Source organism: Slackia exigua ATCC 700122, from assembly GCF_000162875.1.
Taxonomy (GTDB): Bacteria; Actinomycetota; Coriobacteriia; order Coriobacteriales; family Eggerthellaceae; genus Slackia; species Slackia exigua.
This window is the reverse complement of record NZ_GG700630.1, coordinates 958,512-976,350: the sequence shown is the minus strand read 5'-3', so window position 1 is coordinate 976,350 and position 17,839 is coordinate 958,512. Positions and strand designations below refer to the sequence as shown.

Below are 17,839 nucleotides of genomic sequence, written 5' to 3'. Positions count from 1 at the left end.
CATATGGTCGACTCTCATGGCAGAGTCATCGATTACCTGCGGATATCGCTGACGGATCGATGCAATTTCCGGTGCATCTACTGCATGCCCGAAGAAGGCGTGTGCTCGCTGGGGCATGACGCCATCTTGAGGCTCGAGGAAATCGAGCGCATCGTAAGCGTCGCGGCCGGCATGGGCATATCCCATGTCCGTTTGACAGGCGGCGAGCCTTTGGTTCGCAAGGGCGTCGTCGACCTGATCGCGGCCATGAAGAAGACCGAAGGCATCGAAAGCATCGCGCTCACGACGAACGGCGCGTTGCTGCCGCTCATGGCGGACGATCTCGCGCGCGCGGGCCTTTCCCGCGTGAACATCTCGCTCGATACGCTCGACCCGGTGCAATTCCGCACGATCACGAGGCGCGGCAACGTGGAAGACGTGCTCGAGGGGATCGACGCGGCCCTTGCGGCAGGGCTCGATCCGGTGAAGATCAATTCGGTCGTCGTGCGCAGCCTGGATCAGGATCTGTACGGCTTCGCGCGGATGTCCTTCGATCGCCCGCTGCACATGCGCTTCATCGAATACATGCCGGTGGGGGAAAGCGCCGGGTCGGACGGCACGGGCTGGGGCCGGGATGACGTGGTTCCGAGCGAGGAGGTCATCGGGCTCATCAACGCCCGCGCGCGCGAGGAAGGCGTGGAAGAGCTGGTTGCGGCCTGCGCCCATGCGCCTACGGGCTGGGGCCCGGCGCGTTACTATGAGTTTCCGGGCGCGCTCGGCACCGTGGGCGTCATCTCGCCGCTGTCGAAGCATTTCTGCAGCACGTGCAACCGCCTGCGCATGACGGCCGACGGCAAGATCCGTCCCTGCCTGTTCAGCGACGTGGAGTTCGATATGCGCGCGGCCGTGCGCGAAGGGACCGACGACGACATCCGGCGCGTGTTCCTGAACGCGCTGGGCATGAAGCCCGACGATCATCACGACCGCGTCGGCACCGAACGCACGATGTCGCAGATCGGCGGATAGCGATATGCGATGCGACGCATCCCCGGGCCGGTCGGCGATGGGGCATGCGCGTGCTCAAACAGTCCTGGGCTCGCACGAACGTGCCGCCGGCACGTTCGGCTCGTGCGGAACTGCGCGCGCTGCATGCGCCATCGCCGACCGGCGCACGCGGTATGATAGGAAACCCGCATTGCCTCTGAAGACGTTCGATACGAGGCTTTCGAACGCAGCAGCTGAAGGATAGGAGTCATGATGGCCGATCAGAAGCTTACGCATATCGACGAGAAGGGCGATGTGCGCATGGTCGACGTATCGGAGAAGGACGACACGAAGCGCGTCGCGGTTGCCGAGGGGTTCATCGCCATGCACGCGGAAACGTTGGAGATGATCACGAGCGGCTCGGCGGCGAAGGGCGATGTGCTTGCATGCGCGCGCGTCGCGGGCGTGATGGCTGCGAAGAAGACGAGCGAGCTCATCCCGATGTGCCATCCGCTCATGATCACGAAAGCCAAGGTCGAATGCCTTCCGGTGGGTCCGGGCGAGCGCGAGGACGGACGCGTCGGCATCCATGTGACGACGACCTGCGGCGTCACGGGCAAGACCGGCATCGAGATGGAAGCGCTCACCGCGGCGAGCGTCGCATGCCTGACGGTCTACGACATGTGCAAGGCCGTCGACCGCGGCATGGAGATCATGGATGTCCGTCTGCTCAAGAAGGACGGCGGCAAGACGGGTCTGTGGCTGAGGGGCTAAGCTTGGGGTTTGTTGCGCACATGTCGGCGATGCGGCAGGACATATGCGTGCTCGAACGATCTTGAGCTCGCGCGGACGTGCTGGCGGCACGTCCGGCCCATGCAGAACCGCGCGCATTGCAGGCGCTGTCACATCGGCGGCTTTTCAGAGCCGAGGGCATGCCGCCTTCGCGCAGTCTTAGCTGTCGGCTTTCGCTATCCCCATATTTTCTTGAATCACTTAACAATCCCCATTGATATTGTCTGAAAACGTTATCAAACTATGGCTTAAGATTATTAATCCCTAACTCTGCTATCAAAATATATAAGAGATGTAGGGATTAATATGAGGCGAAAGACGTTAAAGGGGGATAGTCATGAGTCTCACACGTCGTGGTTTCCTGGGGACGGCAGGTGCCGCCACGGCCATCGCTGCAGGGGCAGGAGGCGCTGCATCGTACGCCACTTGGCTCAAGTCAACCGACGCAGCCTACGCCGGTTCGGCGCAGGAAAAAACCGCATACACGTTCCACCAGTGGCACTGCGGTGGAAACTGCTCGCTCAAATGCACGGTGCGCGATGGCCGCTTGGTGCAGGTCGAGCCAAACGACTGGCCGGGCGAGAAGCGCTTCAACACGGTATGTCTGAAGGGCATTTCCGAAGTCCAGCATATCTATGGAGATACCCGCATCCAGACGCCGCTCAAGCGCATCGGCGAGCGTGGCTCGGGAGAATTCGTTTCCATCAGCTGGGACGAGGCTTTTGAAGAGTGCGCCACGCAGATCAAGGCCGTGCAGGAGAAGTACGGCAATCAGGCGCTTCTGTTCGATACCTGCCTCGAGCCGCGCACAGGCTTCACCTTCATCGCCGATTTTTTGAAAGGCCAGATCCAGGATGAGGATATCGAGGGCGTCGACGTCGGCATCGGCAATGGTTTCGATCCGGCGCTGGGCCGCTACGATAACCAAGAGATGCTTTCCACTAACAGCGTCGGCGACTGGGATAAATCAAAGACCATCATCCATCTAGGCACCAACATCATCGAGACCAACCTGGTCTACAACCGGTGGTTCATGGATGCCAAGGAAGCCGGCGCGAAGATGTGGTGCGTCGATCCCAATCACACCTCGACGGCCACCAAGTGCGATGAATGGATGCCCATCCAGCCCGGCACGGACTCGGCGCTGCTTCTCGGCATGATCACGCTCGTGCTCGACAACAAATGGTACAACGAAAACTACTGCCTCAAATACACGAGCTTCCCGTTTTTGATCGACAAGAAAACGGGAATGCTCGAGCGCGATCGGCAGAGCAAGGGCGCTCCTGAGGAAGGGTCGGGCCTCACGAACAAGTTCAAGGTCTGGGATGGCGGCGTCAAAGACCATGACGCATCCGCAACTCCGCAACTGGAGTTCGAAAACGAGCAGTACATCACCGTATTTTCGCAGCTTAAGAAGAACGCTCGGAACTATCCGCTCGAGTGGGCGGCCGAGAAGACCCATCTCGATGCCGACCGCATAACGCAGATGACCGACGAGTTCGCCAACAATCAGCCGGCCGTGCTCTCCATGGGCTGGGGCGGCGGCGATAAGTGGTACAACGCCGATGTGCTTGGCCACTGCGCCGCGGTTCTCTCGGCGCTGTGCGGAATCTTCGGTACCCACCGCGGCTCCGGCGCCGGCGGCTTCAGCCAGTGGATACGTACGTATGGCTGCGAATACGGCACGTGGGAGACCCCCGAGGATTGGGGTATTTCCGAGGGCGTCGAAGGGAATTACGAGCGTCGCGACGACGAAGCCGGCGTGCATGCCTGCGTCGCATTGGGGGATGCCTTCCTCATGCATTACGCCAATACCAAGAAGACCGAGGAGTGGCTCAAATCCCTCGACTTCGTCATGGTCGTCGATATCTATCACAACATGTCCGTCGACTGGGCCGACATCGTCTTGCCCGCCTGTTCGAAGTTCGAGCTCAACGAGGAGATCGGCTCTGTCAGGAATGCTCGCGACTACGTCGAGCTCCAGCAGAAGGTCATCGACCCGCTCTTCGAATCCAAGCCCGACTATGAGATCGAGCTCGGCCTGGCTAAAGCGTTAGGTTGCGATCAGTACCTGCCTAAGACCCGTCGCGAGCTCGTCGAGGCCATGCTCGATTCCGACGACGAGGCGCTTGCGGGCATCACGGTCGACGCGCTCATCGCCAACAATGGGCTGATGAGGCTCAATGTGCCCAAAGAGTTCTCGTTCGACAGGATCGAGGACGGCCTTCCTTCCCAGACCGGTCGCGTCGAGGTCTTCTACGACTGGATGGTCGATGACGGGCAGACGCTTCCTCTCTATGAGGATCCGAACGAAGCCTACGAAGGCAATCCTCTTATGGAGAAGTATCCGCTGCAGCTCTCCCAGACCCGCTCCAAGTTCTTCGTCCATGAGCAGTTCGTCGATGCCGCGTGGATTCAGCAGTTCTACATGACCACGCTCGAGATGAACGAAGAAGACGCGAAGGCGCGCGGGCTTGCCAACGACGATATCGTGCGCGGCTTCAACGATCGCGGTGAATTCAAGTGCAAGGTTCGCATCAACAATGCGATCCGTCCCGGCACGGTGCGCACCATGGAAGGCCAGTGGCCCAAGTTCATGGCATCTGGCTCCGGCCCCGTGCAAAACGTCACCAACGATAGCCGCAATGAACGTTCGATCTGGCTCAACGCGGCGCCCGTCACACCGTTCAACGACACGCTGATCCAGGTGGAGAAGGCATAGAAGGAGGCAGCATCATGACCAAACTGGGAATGGCGATAAACCTGTCCCGCTGCGTTGGCTGCCAAACCTGCGCCAACGCGTGCAAGATGTCCAACAACGTGCCGATGGGCATGCTGTGGAACCGCGTTTTGACCGAGGGATCCGACGTGCTCGACGGCGTCCAGGGAGCGTATCCCAACGTGACGCGCAAGTGGGTGCCGCTTGCATGCCAGCACTGCGAGAACCCCGCATGTCAGAAAGTATGTCCTACGGGCGCTACCTACAAGGACGAGAAGGGTCGCGTGGAGATCGACTACGACAAGTGCATCGGCTGCCGCTTCTGCATGGCGGCCTGCCCGTATAACGCACGAGTCTTCAATTGGTCCGAGCCCGATCATGATCCCGATTTTCAAACGGGCTACAGCAAGGTCCCGGTACGCCTCAAGGGCGTCATGGAGAAATGCTCGCTGTGCAAGGAGCGCTGCGACGACGGCGAAGAGCCGATGTGCGTCGTGTGCTGTCCCGCCAGCGCGCGCGTTTACGGTGATCTGGACGATCCCGATTCCGAGATTTCCAAGATCGTCGCGAAGCAGGACGTGACCGTCCTGCTCGAAGGCAAGGGTACGCGTCCGCAGGTAAAGTACTGGGAATAGGGAGGAGCAGAGATGAGATCGTTCAAGGAAACGAGCAAGGGCGTCAAGGCCATCCTCTGCGCCCTCGTCGTTCTGATGGTCATCGGCTTCGGCTGCTGGATTGCCCAGCAGGTATACGGCCTCGGAATCACGGGCATGAGCAACGGTACCTCGTGGGGACTTTACATCTGCCTGTTCCTGCTGTTCGTCGGCCTTTCCGCCGGCGGCCTGATCGTTGCCGCCGCGGGCAGCGTCTTTCATGTCGAGGATTACGAGAAGGTTGCGTTGCCGGCTGTCGTGACTTCGATTTCCTGCATCCTTGCAGCAGGCGCGCTTGTTCTGGTCGATCTTGGCGGGGCATACCGTATATGGCGCATGTTCACCGGGCCGAACTTCATGTCGCCGCTGGTGTGGGACATGAGCGTGATTTCGCTCTATATCGCGATGAACGTCATCGAGCTGGCGTTCCTGGTTTCGAAGAAGCCTGATGCCCGTCGCAAGCAATGGATCGCAAGCTGCGTCGCGCTGCCTGTCGCCTTCCTCGTGCATTCGGTGACCGCTTGGATTCTTGGTCTGCAGATCGGCCGCGATTGGTACAGTTCCATCATGGCTCCGCTCTTCGTCGTGTCGGCCATGGACTCCGGTCTGGCGCTGCTTCTCCTCGGTCTGTTCGCCCTCAAGAAGAACGGCATCTTCAAGACCCCTCGACGCATCGTTTCCAAGCTTGCCGTGCTCCTGGCGACGACCATCGCCCTCGATGCGTATTTCGTTGGGTGCGAGCTGCTCTCGTCCGCATTCCCGCAAGAGGAGCATGTCCTTATGACCCTTCATGAAATGCTTGCGGGCGCAACCGCTCCGGCGTTTTGGATCGAGGTCGTCTGCCTGCTCGTCGCGTTCGTCATGCTTGCATCCAGAAAGCGTCGCGCGAACATGAGGATCGTCGGCTGTGCGTCGGCGCTCGTCGTACTCAGCGTTCTCTGCAAGCGCATCTGGCTGCTCTTCACGAGCTTCATCCATCCCAACATCGCCTACGGGCCGGGCATTTCCAGCGGCTCCCTGAGCGCGCGCCAATCTGCGGGAGACGCCATCTGGGCTACGGCCAGCACCTATATGCCGACCATTCCCGAGATTTTCGTTGCATTGGCCGTTGTGTCGTTCGGTGGATTCCTCTTCATCGTTCTGACGCATGTTCTGGTTCCGAAGTGGCGCGAGGCGCATCCTGCCGCAGCCGCATCGCTTGATGGGGAAGTCGCTGCCGAAGCGTAGCCGCGTGCAAGGCGGGAGGGGAGCCGATGATGCGCGTTCAGCGGCTCCCTGCCTATATGGTTCGGCAGAAAGGTGACCGCTCATGTCTATTGAAGTGCTCGACGTGCTCGATCCCGCATCTTGGCATGCCTACGGCATGGTGTACGGGTTTGCGGGAAACGAGCTGCTTACACCTATGAATCGCTCTCATAATCTTCAAGGGCTCGATCCTGGTTTCTGGGCGACGATGCCTCGGCCGGAAACTGCCGACGGCATCGATGGGCTTGCACGCCTGGAGGCATATGCCGCCAAGGCCGCACTGCATGCGGGCGATGTCGATGCAAGCGTTCCGGGCGAGCTCGCTGCCTCGGTCGAATACGTTCGCCTATTCATCGGGCCGCCTAGCCCGGCGGCTAACCCTTGGGAAACGGGCAACGATCCCTTGAACGGCGGTAAGGTCGGGTATGGCCGCGCCACCGTCGCCATGCAGCGGCTGCTTTCCGAGGAAGGCCTCGAGCTTTCAGGACGGAGCAACCAGTACGAAGACCATATGGGCGTTGAGCTGCTGTATCTTGCGGCGCTGTGCGAGAAAGCGGCATCGCGTCTTGCAGGGGCGGATCAACCGGGGTCCGAAGCGGCAAAAGAGGTGGCAGGCAAAGTCGTCTGGTTCATACAGGCGCACCCGCAGGCTTGGATCGGCAATCTTCGCAAGAACGTCGATGCGGAGCGTCCCGACGGGTATTATTCAGCGCTGCTCGAGTATGTCGACGGCGCCCTTCAGGACCATAGCGCGTCGATCGCCGCCTAATACCATGCATGTGCAAGCTTGCTGATCCCTGCGGGTATGAGCTCGTCTTGTATGCCGGAATAGCCTATAAGGACGAAGTTCCTCATCGGATGGCTTTCCTCGGCCCAAAAGCCGCTTGTGCCGTATACGCGGACATCGTTTTCGCGTGCGAGGTTTATGAGCTCGTTCTGGTCGCGTCCCTCGTTGTCGCCGAGCAAGAGATGCAATCCTGCATCGACGCCCATGACGGTGACCTTGTCCCCCATTTCTCTCTCGATGGATTTGACGAGAAGATCATGGCGCTTCTTGTACATGGCCACCGTCGTGCGGACATAGCGCCTCCAGGCGTCTGATGCCATGAACAGGGCGAGCGTCTTCTGGCTGAGCCAAGGAAGGGAGCAGAAATCGAAACGGCTGCTTGCGTCCCAGTGTCGCTGGAGCTTCTTCGGCAGCACTATGAAAGAGATGCGAATCGCCGGCGTGAACACCTTCGACATAGTTCCAAGATAGATCACGTGATCAGGGTCGAGCGAACGAAGGCTTGGAACGGGCTGCGAGTTGTAGCGAAACTCGTAGCAGTAATCGTCTTCGATGATATAGGCATCGGTTTCTCTCGCCCACTCGATGACTTTCAGACGCGTCGAGAGCGGCATGATGAAACCAAGGGGGAATTGCTTTGAAGGCGTAAGGAATACAAGCTTGGCGTTGCTTGCGCGAAGCGCGTCGATGAACGCATCCTGCCCCTTGCTTACGGGGATTGGCGTGATGGCTTCCGCGCGCTCCTCGAAAACCTTCCGCGCTGCATTGTAGCCGGGGTTTTCCAAGGCGATCGGGCGTTTGTCGTGCCTGAATACGGAAACGATCTTGTGAAGCGCCGCCTGGGTGCCGGGCTGAAGGATCACCTGTTCGTAGGAGCAGACGATGTCTCGCGTCTTATGCAGGTGGGATGAAAACTGTCGGCGCAGATCGGGTAGCCCGTAGGGATCGATGTAGGAAGCGGCTTCGGTGAGATCTTCCTGCGAGAGCGTTCGGTCGATCAAGGTTTTGAGCGTGGATATGGGCAGCTTGTCCGATGTGCGGTTTCCATAGGAGAAAACGTAGGTGCAGCCAAAGGAGTTGCCCAGCGGCTCGCGGCGCGGCCTCGCATCGCGGGACGAGCGGGGGTCGTCGTCGGCGTTTTCGGATGCCCTGCATGCGTCGAGAATCGAAAGGTTCAGCTCCTCGACTATGTAGCCCGTGCCACGTTTGCCGAACGCATACCCCTCGATCGATAGCTGCTTATAGGCTGCCTCGACTGTGTTGCGCGCTATGCCCAGATCATGTGCGAGGTCTCGTATCTTGGGGAGCTTGTCGCCCGCCTTGAGGGAGCCGGATTCTATGTCTTTGCGTATCTGCAAGTAGACCTGCCGATACGCAGGCGTCTTGCCGCTGCGGTCAATTGAAATATCCATGTTCGGCAGTATAGCGCGGCGGTAAAGCGACGGCTTCGTTCTCAGGATGCTTTCCGCCCGCCATCATCGAGACGGCATGGGGAAGCACGGAGGCGACGGCGTCCCAATTCTCGCGCGCGGCCTTCTCGCTGCCGGGGAGGTTGATGACGAGCGTCGAGCCGCGCTGGGCGCAGACGGCGCGCGAGAGCATCGCGCGCGGCGTGACGGCCATGCTGCAAGCGCGCATGCCTTCGGCGATGCCGGGAACCGTGCGGTCGCAGACGTCGAGCGTGGCCTCGGGGGTTACGTCGCGCGGCGAGAGGCCGCTTCCTCCGCAGGTCAAAACGATGTCGATTCCATCCATATCGGCGAGTCGCGCGATCTGGGCGGAGATGGCCGCACGGTCGTCAACGACGACGACGCGCTCGACGCAGGTCCATCCGCGTTCGGCTATGAGCTCCTCGAGCGCCGCACCGGCGCTGTCTTCCTTTTTGGAGCGCGTGTCCGAGCAGGTCAGAATCGCGAATACGGGGTTCGGTTCTTCGTGATGGCGATGGTCGTGGACAGGGCGGCTTTCGCGGCCTAGTCCGGTTGCGGCGGATCGTTCGGTCAAGGGAGTTCCTTTCAAGTCGGGTTCGGAAGGGCAGGCCGGTCTCAAGGGCGGAGCGGGTTCGGGCGACCTTCGTCTCGACCGGCGAGGCTTCGCGGTGCGGAATCAGGGGGCCCGGCGGTTCTGCGTAGAGCTCCGCGTCGCGGAATCGCGTCTCGGTCGATCGCGCGGAATCCTGCGCTGCGGGGCCGCCGGTACGGATATGTTACAGCGCGACCTCCTCGGGGACATCGAGCAGGATGCATTCAACCAGGTCGCCGGCATGGATGGGATCCGTTCCTTCGGGCATGACGGCGACGCAGTTTGATTTCTGAATGACGCCGAAAAGCCCGGAGCTCTGGTTCTTCGCGGGCGTCACGACACGCGCGCCGTCGGGCGTGCGCGTGAGGGTCGCGCGCAGGAAGATGCGACGCGGATCCTTCTTCTTACGATCGGATGCGATGGCGGCGAACACGTGCGGATGCTCGAGCGCGGCGTATCCCTGCATCGTGCGCAGTGCCGGACGGATGATGAGCTGGAAGCCCATGTACGCCGCGGCCGGATTGCCGGGCAGGCCGAATACCGGCGTGCCGTTCACCAGGCCGAAGGTCTGGGCCTTTCCCGGACGCATGTTCACGGTGGTCATGAGGAGGTCGCCAAGCTTTTCGACGGCGGGCTTGATGAAGTCGTAGTCGCCGTTCGAGGCCCCGCCGGTCGTGATCACGAAGTCATGCGTGGCGGACAACGCCTCGATGGCATCGGCGAGTGCATCGAAGTCGTCGGGCATGATGGGCTGCATGTCGGCGATGCCGCCGGTCTCGCGCACGCAGGCGGCTATGGCGTAGCCGTTGGAGTTGCGGATGCGGCCCGGACCGGGGATGGTGGGCGGTTCCACGAGTTCGCTGCCGATAGGGACGATCGCGACGCGCGGACGGCGGTGCACGGCGATCCGAAGCGCCCCGCATCCGGCGAGGAAGCCGACGCCCGCCGCGGAGATGACTTCGCCGGCCTCGATGATCGCCTCGCCCGCCCGCGCTTCTTCGCCGGCCTCGCGGATATTGTCACGCAGCTTGGGGACGTGCGTGAAGCGCACGCGGCTGCCTGCCTTGCCGTCGCCTTCGACGGTTTCCACGATTTCATACTTGACCACGGCATCCGCATCCCGGGGAAGCGCTGCGCCGGTCATGATGCGCACGCACTGGCCGTGCGCGATGGGGCCTTCGTAGGTGGCGCCGGCCGGCACGTCGGCGATCACGTCGAGCTCGACGGGCGCTTCGGCGCATGCCGAGGCCACGTCTTCCCGGCGCATGGCGAAGCCGTCCATCGCGGCATGCGCGAATGGGCTGACGTCGATATCGCTTGCGATCCGCTCGGCTGCGACGCGTCCGACGGCATCGAGCAGATCGACCTGCTCGGAGTCGAGCCTGCGCGCATGTGCGCAGGCGAGGGCGCGCGCGTCTTCGAGGGAGATCATCGAGGGTATGTTTCGTGCCATGGGGTTCCTTCCTTGTGCGAATCGTATGCTGCGCGCGATCGCCGCCTGCGACTCGATGGCGCGACGACCGCATATGCGGATTTCAATCGCCGAGGCGATCCTGTGCGGCCGCTTTGGCTGCCGGCCTTTCCGTCGAGCGCAAGGCCTCTCGTTCCCGATGCGCGTCGAGAAGCCAGGGGCCGTGCGTGCTCCATGAGATGAATGCCCATGCCACATCGCGTGGCGCGTCAAGGCGGAAGGCTTTCTGGGGCATGCCCTTGCTATCGGGGCATCCCGCGGTCTCGTTGGCGACCAGGTGCCGTTCGATCCAAGCGTCGAGCCTGCGTTCGGCGGCTTCGCGCTCGCCTTCGGCGAAACAGGCCCCGCTGCCGTCGATCATGCCCGAGAACTTCGCGAACGCCTCGTCGCGCGTGGCGAAGGTGTCGCGGCGCTGCGAATGGATGTAGGACAGGACGGGTTCGCGCCCGGCCGCGGAAAGTATTCCGACGGCGAATGCATGCGTGTGCATGCTTCGGGGCCTCACGCCGATTTCCGCGAGCAGTTTCTCATCGAGCTTGGGCGACGCGCCTGTGGCGACGGTGATGCAGCAGCGGGTGCGGGCGACGCGGTCGAGCTTGCGCAGCGCGGCTTCCAGATCGGGCGTGCTGAGCGATCGCGACGCCACGGCGACATCCACGGCATCTTCGCCCATGCCGAAATCGTCCCAGTCGTCTTCCCATGCCATGCGCATGGTCCGGGGACGAAGAGGAGCATCGATGGATGCAGCCTTCGCGTTCAGCACCTCCAGCATGCCTTCGCTGAAGTCGGCCGCGCATACCCGATGGCCGAGCCTTGCGAGCGGCAGCGACACGGCGCCGGTGCCGCAGCCCATGTCGAGCACCGCCGCCCCGGGGTCGATGCACGCACGTTCGAGGAAGGCATCCGCATAGGCGCTCTTCTCGTCGGTGTTGTCGAAGCGCTTCGCGCGGGCCGACCATGCGTCGGCGCTGTCCGTGGCGTTTCGCAGCTTCTGCCCGCGGCGCCATTCCTCGCCGAAGTCGATCATGCGTCCCCCTTCCTGCGCCGCGTGGCGCATGAATTATCCTCAACCCATAATAGCCTGTGCGGGCGTGCGTGGGGCGTACTTTGTGTAAGGGGCTTGGAGCTGCGGATAGGCGAATTCCGTATGCTACAATGCAACGGTTTACGAGGAAGGATGCCGCATTCCGCAACCTCGGCGGTGCCTCTCCTTCCACCTATCTGCGAAAGGGATCGACCATGCAACCACGTGAGGATTTGGGTAAGCTCGTCCAGTCTGCCCTGAGTGCATCCATTGCCTCGGGCGCCATCCAGCTCGAAGAGGTTCCTGAGATCCTCCTCGAACGCCCTCGCGATGTCGGGCACGGCGATTGGTCCACGCCTGTCGCGCTGCGCTGCGCCAAAGCCGCCCATAAGAACCCGCGCGAGATCGCCCAGACGATCGTCGATGCGCTGCCCGAGGCCGATTTCGTCGAGCAGGTCGAGATCGCGGGGCCCGGCTTCATCAACTTCTATCTGAAGGACGGGGCGCTCCAGAACGTCATCGCCGACGTGCGCGCCCAAGGCGCCGACTACGGCAAGGGCGAGATTCCCGAAGGCATGCGCAAGGTGCTGATCGAATACATCTCGTCCAACCCGACGGGCCCCATGCACGTGGGCCACGGCCGCTGGGCCGCGCTCGGCTCCGCCATGGCCAAGCTCATGCAGCATGCCGGCTACGAGGTCGATGAAGAGTTCTACATCAACGACCATGGCGTTCAGATGGACAAGTTCGGCCAGTCCATCGTCGCACGCTACCTGACGCAGCTCGGGCATGAGACCGAGGTCCCCGAGGGCGGCTACAACGGCGGCTACGTCAACGACATCGCCCGCGCGCTCATCGAGCGCGACGGCGATCGCTGGGTGAATGCCGACGAGCACGAGCGCATGGTCGAGTTCCGCGAGTTCGGCTATGCCGCCCTTCTCGAGAACATCCGCAAGGTCTGCGACGAATTCGGCACCGTGTTCCAGTACTGGCAGTCCGAGCGCGAGCTCTACGTGCCGAATGAGAAATGGGACGGCATGTCGCCGGTCGACTACTGCCTGTCCAAGCTGCGCGAGAACGGCGATGTCTACGACAAGGACGGCGCGGTGTGGTTCCGCTCCTCCAAATACGGCGACGAGAAGGACCGCGTCGTCATCAAGAGCGACGGCGAATACACCTATTTCGCATCCGATGTGGGATACCACTACATCAAGAAGCTTCGCGGCTACGACAAGCTCATCGATATCTGGGGCGCCGACCATCACGGCTACATCCCCCGCGTCGCCGCCGTTCTGGCCGCCATGGGCTATCCGGGGGCCCTCGAGGTTCCTCTGGGCCAGCTCGTCAACCTGTTCCGCGGCGGCAAGCCGGTCCGCATGTCCAAGCGCACGGGCGAGATGATCACCTTCGAAGAGCTCATCGAAGAGGTGGGCGTCGACGCCACGCGTTGGAAGATGCTCGAGCGCTCGACCGACCAGCCGATCGACTTCGACATCGAAGAGGCCAAGAAGCAAGACGCGTCCAACCCGGTCTACTACGTGCAGTACGCGCATGCGCGCATCTGCTCGCTCCTGCGCAACGCCGCCGGCCATTCGGGCGAAGACAACCTGGACATGTCCGCCGTCGCCTCCGAATGCATTCCGGCCGACGTCGATCTGTCGCTGCTCACCGAAGAATCCGAGCTCGCGCTCATGCGCAAGATGAGCGAATTCGGCGACCTGGTGGCGCTGGCCGCCCGCGATCGCGCCCCGTTCCGCCTGACGCATTACGCTCAGGAGCTCGCCGGCATGTTCCATCAGTTCTATACGAACTGCCCGGTGCTCAAGGCCGAGGACGAATCGCTCAAGCAGGCGCGCCTCGCGCTGGCCGACGCGACGCGCATCGTGCTCGAGATTGCGCTCGGCATCATGGGCATCTCCGCTCCGCAGCGCATGTAGGCTGTTCGAGCGCCACCGTTACCTGAGACTAACGCGCTCGGGATGTGTGCTAAAGTTCCTTGCGAACATATGCATGCATCCCGGGCGCGTTCTATTTCCATGAAGCGCCCTTTTCGGAAAGAAGGCGCCGATGGCCGCGCAGCCGTATCTGTCCGTCAAAGGACTCCGGAAACATTACGGGTCAGGCGATACGCTGACTCAGGTCTTGAAAGGCATCACTGCCGACGTCATGCAGGGCGAGACCTGCGTGCTGCTCGGGCCTTCGGGTTCGGGCAAATCGACGTTTCTGAATCTGATCGGCGGGCTCGAGCCGGCCGACGGCGGATCGATTCGCGTGGGCGGGACCGAACTTACGGATCTTTCGGATCGCGATCTCGTGGAATACCGCAGACGAGAGCTTGGCTTCGTCTTCCAGTTCTACAATCTCGTGCCCGATTTGACGGTGCAGGAGAACATCGAGGTCTGCCAGTTCCTGAGCGACCATCCTCTCCCGATGGGCGATTTGCTGAAGTCGCTCGGGTTGTGGGAGCATCGGCATAAGTTCCCGAACCAGATTTCGGGCGGCCAGCAGCAGCGCTGCGCCATCGGGCGCGCGCTCGTCAAGGCGCCCGGCCTGCTGCTCTGCGACGAGCCGACCGGCGCGCTCGACTATAAGACCTCCAAAGAGATCCTCGCCCTCTTCGAACAGGTGAATCGTGAGTACGGATGCACGATCGTCATCGTCACGCATAACGATGCCATCAAGCGCATGGCGCATCGGATCCTGCGCCTGCGCGATGGCGAGCTGGTTGAAAACGAGATCAACGATATGCCGATCCCCGCATCCGATCTCGTCTGGTAGGAGGGGCCGCATGCGATCGCCCCTGAATAAGCGCCTTCCGCGCGAACTGCGGAACAATCTGGGAAAATACCTCGGCATCTTCCTGCTCATGGGCATCGCCATCGCGATGACCTCGGGATTCCTTGTCGCCGCATCGAGCATCCAGAGGATCGCCGAGGAGATGCCCGAGAAATACCATGTGGAGGACGGACGCATCACCACGAACTTCGAGGCCGACGACGCGACGCTTGCCGCGGTAGAGGAGCTCGGCTGCACCGTGTATCCGAATTTCTCGTGCGACCTTCCGCTTTTCGTTCCGACTTCCGACGACGAGCTGACCGTGCGTCTGATCAAGAATCGAACCGATGTGAACCTTGCCGTCTATGCCGAAGGCGAGGCTCCTGCGTCGAGCGACGAAATTGCGCTTGACCGGGCGTTCTGTGCCAACAACGGCCTGTCCGTCGGAGACGAGGTGAAGGTGGCGGGAAAGAGCCTCGTAATCTCGGGCATCATGACGCTGCCCGACGACGTCGCGTCGTTCATGAACAACAGCGACCTGGTATTCAACGAGCTTACGCTTGCGTACGCCCAGGTCACGCCTGAAGCATATGACGATTTGGCCGCCGGAGGCTCCATCTTCACCTATTCGTTCGTGCTCGACGACCGCGACATGTCGCTTCCCGACCGCGTGAACTTCGAGGAGGATGTCGCAGAGACCCTCGCCGACCATGGGGCCGTCGTGACGGACCTTGTGGACAAGGATGCGAACCAGGGTATCACCTACGCGGCCGACGACGTCAAAGGCGACCAGGTCATGTGGCAGGTCTTGCTGGTCATGCTTATCGTGATCATGGGGTTCGTCTTCGTGGTGCTCACGAACGCGACGATCGAATCGGAGAGCGCGATTATCGGCACGCTGCTGGCGAGCGGGTATCGCAAACGCGAGATTCTCCGCCACTACCTCGTGCTTCCCGTTGCGGTGGGCCTGCTCGGCTGCGCGATGGGCAACCTGATCGGACGCGTTCTGCTCTCCGATCCGATGAAGGGCCTGTACTACAACAGCTACAATCTTCCGCCCTACGTAGCATCGTGGAGCACGCGCGTGTTCGTCATGACGACCGTCGTTCCCTTCGCGGTGCTTGTGGGCATTACGATTATCGGCCTGCTCGCGCGCCTTCGCCTCACGCCTCTGCAGTTCCTTCGCCACGAGCTTGGGCATGCGGCTCATGGAGGAGGTCTGCGCCTGCCTGATGCGCTGGGATTCGTCACCCGATTCCGTCTGCGCGTCTTCGTGCGCAACTGGTCGCATTTCCTGACGCTGTTCTTCGGCATATGCTTCGGAAGCCTGCTCCTGGTCTTTGCGTTCTGTCTGATACCGACGATGACGCATTACGCCGAATCGCGCGCGGCGGACATTCCCGCGAATCATATCTACGGCCTGAAAGCTCCGCTCGAACTCGATGGAACGGCTTCGCAGCGCGAAGCGTACGAGGCGGCCGAGACCCTAGCCACTACCAAAGACCTGACGAGCATCGCGCCTGAGCGGCTGCTCTCTATGATGCTTCAAGCCCAGACAGTCGACCGGGATGCGCATGCCGTGAGTACGCGCGAAAACGATTCGGATGCCGTAGCTCAGGCCGAGAAGGTGACGATCGAGTCTCTTCAAACGCCGAGGAACTTCTCTGATTCCAATGAAGACGTCTCGGTCTACGGTATTCCCGAGCATTCGAGGTATTGGACCGGCGTGGATGTGTCGGATGGCCGCGTGGTCGTAGGCGGCGGATTGGCGCGCAAATGCGGCGTCGCTGCCGGGGAGGACCATGATTTCACGGACAAGTACAGCGGCAAGACCCATACGCTCCATGTCGACGAGGTGAACGATTCGATTACCGATACGTCGATGTATATGTCTATCGATGCGTGCAACGAGCTGTTCGGGGAGGATGCCGACTACTTCAATGCCTACGCATCCGATGCGGCGCTCGATTTGAACCCGCGGTATCTTGCGACCGAGGTCACGCCTGAATCCATGGACGCCATAGCCGACCAGATGCAGAATTCGATGGGTTCGATCGCGCGCGTGATCGGCTTCGTCGCCGTTCCCATCTATCTCGTTTTGATGTATCTGCTGACCAAGACCGTGATCGACCGAAGCGCGCGGGCCATCTCGTACATGAAGGTGTTCGGGTACGAAGACCGGGAAATCGACCGTCTCTACGTGCGCTCCATTTCGGTCACCGTGGTCGTCTCGATAATCTTAGCGTTGCCGCTGATCATCGCGTCGCTCGGAGGCATTCTGAGCGTGGCCATGTCATCGTACGGAGGCTATATGCAGGCGTACGTTCCGCTTTCGAGCTTCCTCGGGGAGATAGCGCTCGGAATCGCGGTCTATACGGTGGTGGCATTCCTGCATGTACGCCGCATCCGTCGCGTGCCGCTCTCGCTTGCAATGAAGGTGCAGGAGTAACGATTCACCGCGCCTTCGTTATGCTAGCATTGGGCGGCGGTAATGCGCCGGGAATGCGGGCGGCAATGCGCCGGAATGCGCGGCGGTCGCGCGATTCGGCGCCGCATCGAAGCGCGGTTCGGACGGTGCGCGGCCCGATGCCGCATCGAAGCGCGCTCTAACCGCGTGGGGCGCGATATCAAAGGGGGAAATCGTGGCGAATAATGAATGCGTCGTCGTGTCCGACGGCGCCGTTGACACGAAGACGGACGACGCGCTCGACGAGGCCGTTACCCGCGATGCGCAGCGGATATTCGGGGGCATGCCGTTCGAGCGTGCCGAAGCTGTTGCGGCGGCGCAAGGAGCGCAGGCGCGCGTGCGCTCCATCAACATATCGAAGCGCAAAGGGCAACGCAAAACGCCGCTCGATTCGAATGCGCAGGTCGAAGTGCGTGAGCAGTTCGGCGTCGCGGGTGACGCACATGCGGGCGACTGGCATCGCCAGGTATCGTTTCTCGCGCATGAATCCATCGAGCGCGCCCAGGCTGCGGGTCTCGATGTGACCATCGGCGACTTCGCCGAGAATTTCACCACGGACAACTTGAACTGCATGGACCTTCCCATAGGCACACAGCTTGCCATCGGCGACGAGGTCCTGGTGGAAATCAGTCAGATCGGCAAGGTGTGTCACACGCGCTGCGCCATCTACTACATGGCCGGCGATTGCATCTTCCCGCGCGAAGGTATCTTCGGCATGGTGCTGCGCGGCGGCACGGTGAAGGCCGGGGATGCGATCGACATCGTGAAGACAGGGGACGGCACGTGTGCGTTCTCGCCTGATGAGGCGCTCGCCGAGGTCGAGGAAGCGCGTCAAGCGGGCACGTTGTAGGCGAAAGTTCCGGCCGCGCATCCGATATCAAGGGATGTCGAGGCGGCAAGGCACGTCAGACGGGCGCGCTG

General features: G+C 61.6%; 14 protein-coding genes. 10 read left to right on the top strand and 4 right to left on the bottom strand.

Annotated elements, in window-relative coordinates; all coding sequences use genetic code 11:
- The first annotated feature begins 3 nt into the window (after positions 1–3).
- The 6 genes from moaA (at position 4) to HMPREF0762_RS04240 (ending at position 7,141) form a co-directional block, all read left to right on the top strand.
- Positions 4–1,005 (top strand): GTP 3',8-cyclase MoaA, encoded by a 1,002-nt coding sequence (moaA, locus tag HMPREF0762_RS04265; protein ID WP_006362235.1) that lies wholly within the window; start codon positions 4–6, stop codon positions 1,003–1,005.
- Positions 1,006–1,236: 231 nt separating this feature from the next.
- Positions 1,237–1,737 carry a cyclic pyranopterin monophosphate synthase MoaC gene (moaC, locus tag HMPREF0762_RS04260; protein WP_040619265.1) on the top strand — a complete coding sequence of 167 codons (501 nt, stop codon included), beginning with the start codon at positions 1,237–1,239 and terminating at the stop codon, positions 1,735–1,737.
- Positions 1,738–2,092: 355 nt separating this feature from the next.
- Complete coding sequence (locus HMPREF0762_RS04255) at positions 2,093–4,477, top strand: molybdopterin-dependent oxidoreductase (RefSeq protein WP_006362232.1); 2,385 nt, start codon at positions 2,093–2,095, stop codon at positions 4,475–4,477.
- Positions 4,478–4,491: 14 nt separating this feature from the next.
- Positions 4,492–5,109 carry a 4Fe-4S dicluster domain-containing protein gene (locus HMPREF0762_RS04250; RefSeq protein ID WP_006362231.1) on the top strand — a complete coding sequence of 206 codons (618 nt, stop codon included), beginning with the start codon at positions 4,492–4,494 and terminating at the stop codon, positions 5,107–5,109.
- A 12-nt stretch (positions 5,110–5,121) separates the two neighbouring features.
- On the top strand, positions 5,122–6,354 hold the full coding sequence (nrfD, locus tag HMPREF0762_RS04245) for an NrfD/PsrC family molybdoenzyme membrane anchor subunit (RefSeq protein WP_006362230.1): 1,233 nt from the start codon (positions 5,122–5,124) through the stop codon (positions 6,352–6,354).
- 82 nt (positions 6,355–6,436) lie between these two features.
- Positions 6,437–7,141, top strand: coding sequence for a TorD/DmsD family molecular chaperone (locus HMPREF0762_RS04240; RefSeq protein WP_006362229.1), 705 nt, complete (start codon positions 6,437–6,439; stop codon positions 7,139–7,141).
- On the opposite strand, the gene pdxR is transcribed toward HMPREF0762_RS04240, so the two are convergent.
- From pdxR to HMPREF0762_RS04220, 4 genes are all read right to left on the bottom strand, one after another.
- Positions 7,138–8,571: a MocR-like pyridoxine biosynthesis transcription factor PdxR gene (pdxR, locus tag HMPREF0762_RS04235; RefSeq protein ID WP_006362228.1), complete on the bottom strand. Its 1,434-nt coding sequence runs from the start codon at positions 8,569–8,571 to the stop codon at positions 7,138–7,140. The genes HMPREF0762_RS04240 and pdxR overlap by 4 nt on opposite strands.
- Positions 8,555–9,163 carry a MogA/MoaB family molybdenum cofactor biosynthesis protein gene (locus tag HMPREF0762_RS04230; RefSeq protein ID WP_084779348.1) on the bottom strand — a complete coding sequence of 203 codons (609 nt, stop codon included), beginning with the start codon at positions 9,161–9,163 and terminating at the stop codon, positions 8,555–8,557. The genes pdxR and HMPREF0762_RS04230 overlap by 17 nt, the downstream gene beginning before the upstream one ends.
- A gap of 202 nt (positions 9,164–9,365) precedes the next feature.
- Complete coding sequence (locus HMPREF0762_RS04225) at positions 9,366–10,634, bottom strand: molybdopterin molybdotransferase MoeA (RefSeq protein WP_174222052.1); 1,269 nt, start codon at positions 10,632–10,634, stop codon at positions 9,366–9,368.
- 82 nt (positions 10,635–10,716) lie between these two features.
- Entirely contained in the window at positions 10,717–11,679 is a 963-nt protein-coding gene (locus HMPREF0762_RS04220) for a class I SAM-dependent methyltransferase (RefSeq protein WP_115314279.1), read from the bottom strand.
- Positions 11,680–11,891: 212 nt separating this feature from the next.
- Between HMPREF0762_RS04220 and argS the strand changes: the two genes are divergently transcribed.
- The 4 genes from argS (at position 11,892) to HMPREF0762_RS04200 (ending at position 17,768) form a co-directional block, all read left to right on the top strand.
- Positions 11,892–13,613, top strand: coding sequence for an arginine--tRNA ligase (gene argS / locus HMPREF0762_RS04215; protein ID WP_040619012.1), 1,722 nt, complete (start codon positions 11,892–11,894; stop codon positions 13,611–13,613).
- A gap of 130 nt (positions 13,614–13,743) precedes the next feature.
- Positions 13,744–14,454, top strand: coding sequence for an ABC transporter ATP-binding protein (locus HMPREF0762_RS04210; protein ID WP_006362222.1), 711 nt, complete (start codon positions 13,744–13,746; stop codon positions 14,452–14,454).
- A gap of 10 nt (positions 14,455–14,464) precedes the next feature.
- Positions 14,465–16,900 carry an ABC transporter permease gene (locus HMPREF0762_RS04205; RefSeq protein WP_006362221.1) on the top strand — a complete coding sequence of 812 codons (2,436 nt, stop codon included), beginning with the start codon at positions 14,465–14,467 and terminating at the stop codon, positions 16,898–16,900.
- Positions 16,901–17,093: 193 nt separating this feature from the next.
- Positions 17,094–17,768, top strand: coding sequence for an MOSC domain-containing protein (locus HMPREF0762_RS04200; RefSeq protein WP_006362220.1), 675 nt, complete (start codon positions 17,094–17,096; stop codon positions 17,766–17,768).
- Positions 17,769–17,839 lie beyond the last annotated feature (71 nt).

What these genes read in the sequence shown, in the direction of transcription:
- moaA (WP_006362235.1), top strand. Translation starts at nt 4, where the DNA reads ATGGTCGACTCTCATGGCAGAGTCATCGATTACCTGCGGATATCGCTG.
- moaC (WP_040619265.1), top strand. Translation starts at nt 1,237, where the DNA reads ATGGCCGATCAGAAGCTTACGCATATCGACGAGAAGGGCGATGTGCGC.
- HMPREF0762_RS04255 (WP_006362232.1), top strand. Translation starts at nt 2,093, where the DNA reads ATGAGTCTCACACGTCGTGGTTTCCTGGGGACGGCAGGTGCCGCCACG.
- HMPREF0762_RS04250 (WP_006362231.1), top strand. Translation starts at nt 4,492, where the DNA reads ATGACCAAACTGGGAATGGCGATAAACCTGTCCCGCTGCGTTGGCTGC.
- nrfD (WP_006362230.1), top strand. Translation starts at nt 5,122, where the DNA reads ATGAGATCGTTCAAGGAAACGAGCAAGGGCGTCAAGGCCATCCTCTGC.
- HMPREF0762_RS04240 (WP_006362229.1), top strand. Translation starts at nt 6,437, where the DNA reads ATGTCTATTGAAGTGCTCGACGTGCTCGATCCCGCATCTTGGCATGCC.
- pdxR (WP_006362228.1), bottom strand. Translation starts at nt 8,571, where the DNA reads ATGGATATTTCAATTGACCGCAGCGGCAAGACGCCTGCGTATCGGCAG.
- HMPREF0762_RS04225 (WP_174222052.1), bottom strand. Translation starts at nt 10,634, where the DNA reads ATGGCACGAAACATACCCTCGATGATCTCCCTCGAAGACGCGCGCGCC.
- HMPREF0762_RS04220 (WP_115314279.1), bottom strand. Translation starts at nt 11,679, where the DNA reads ATGATCGACTTCGGCGAGGAATGGCGCCGCGGGCAGAAGCTGCGAAAC.
- argS (WP_040619012.1), top strand. Translation starts at nt 11,892, where the DNA reads ATGCAACCACGTGAGGATTTGGGTAAGCTCGTCCAGTCTGCCCTGAGT.
- HMPREF0762_RS04210 (WP_006362222.1), top strand. Translation starts at nt 13,744, where the DNA reads ATGGCCGCGCAGCCGTATCTGTCCGTCAAAGGACTCCGGAAACATTAC.
- HMPREF0762_RS04205 (WP_006362221.1), top strand. Translation starts at nt 14,465, where the DNA reads ATGCGATCGCCCCTGAATAAGCGCCTTCCGCGCGAACTGCGGAACAAT.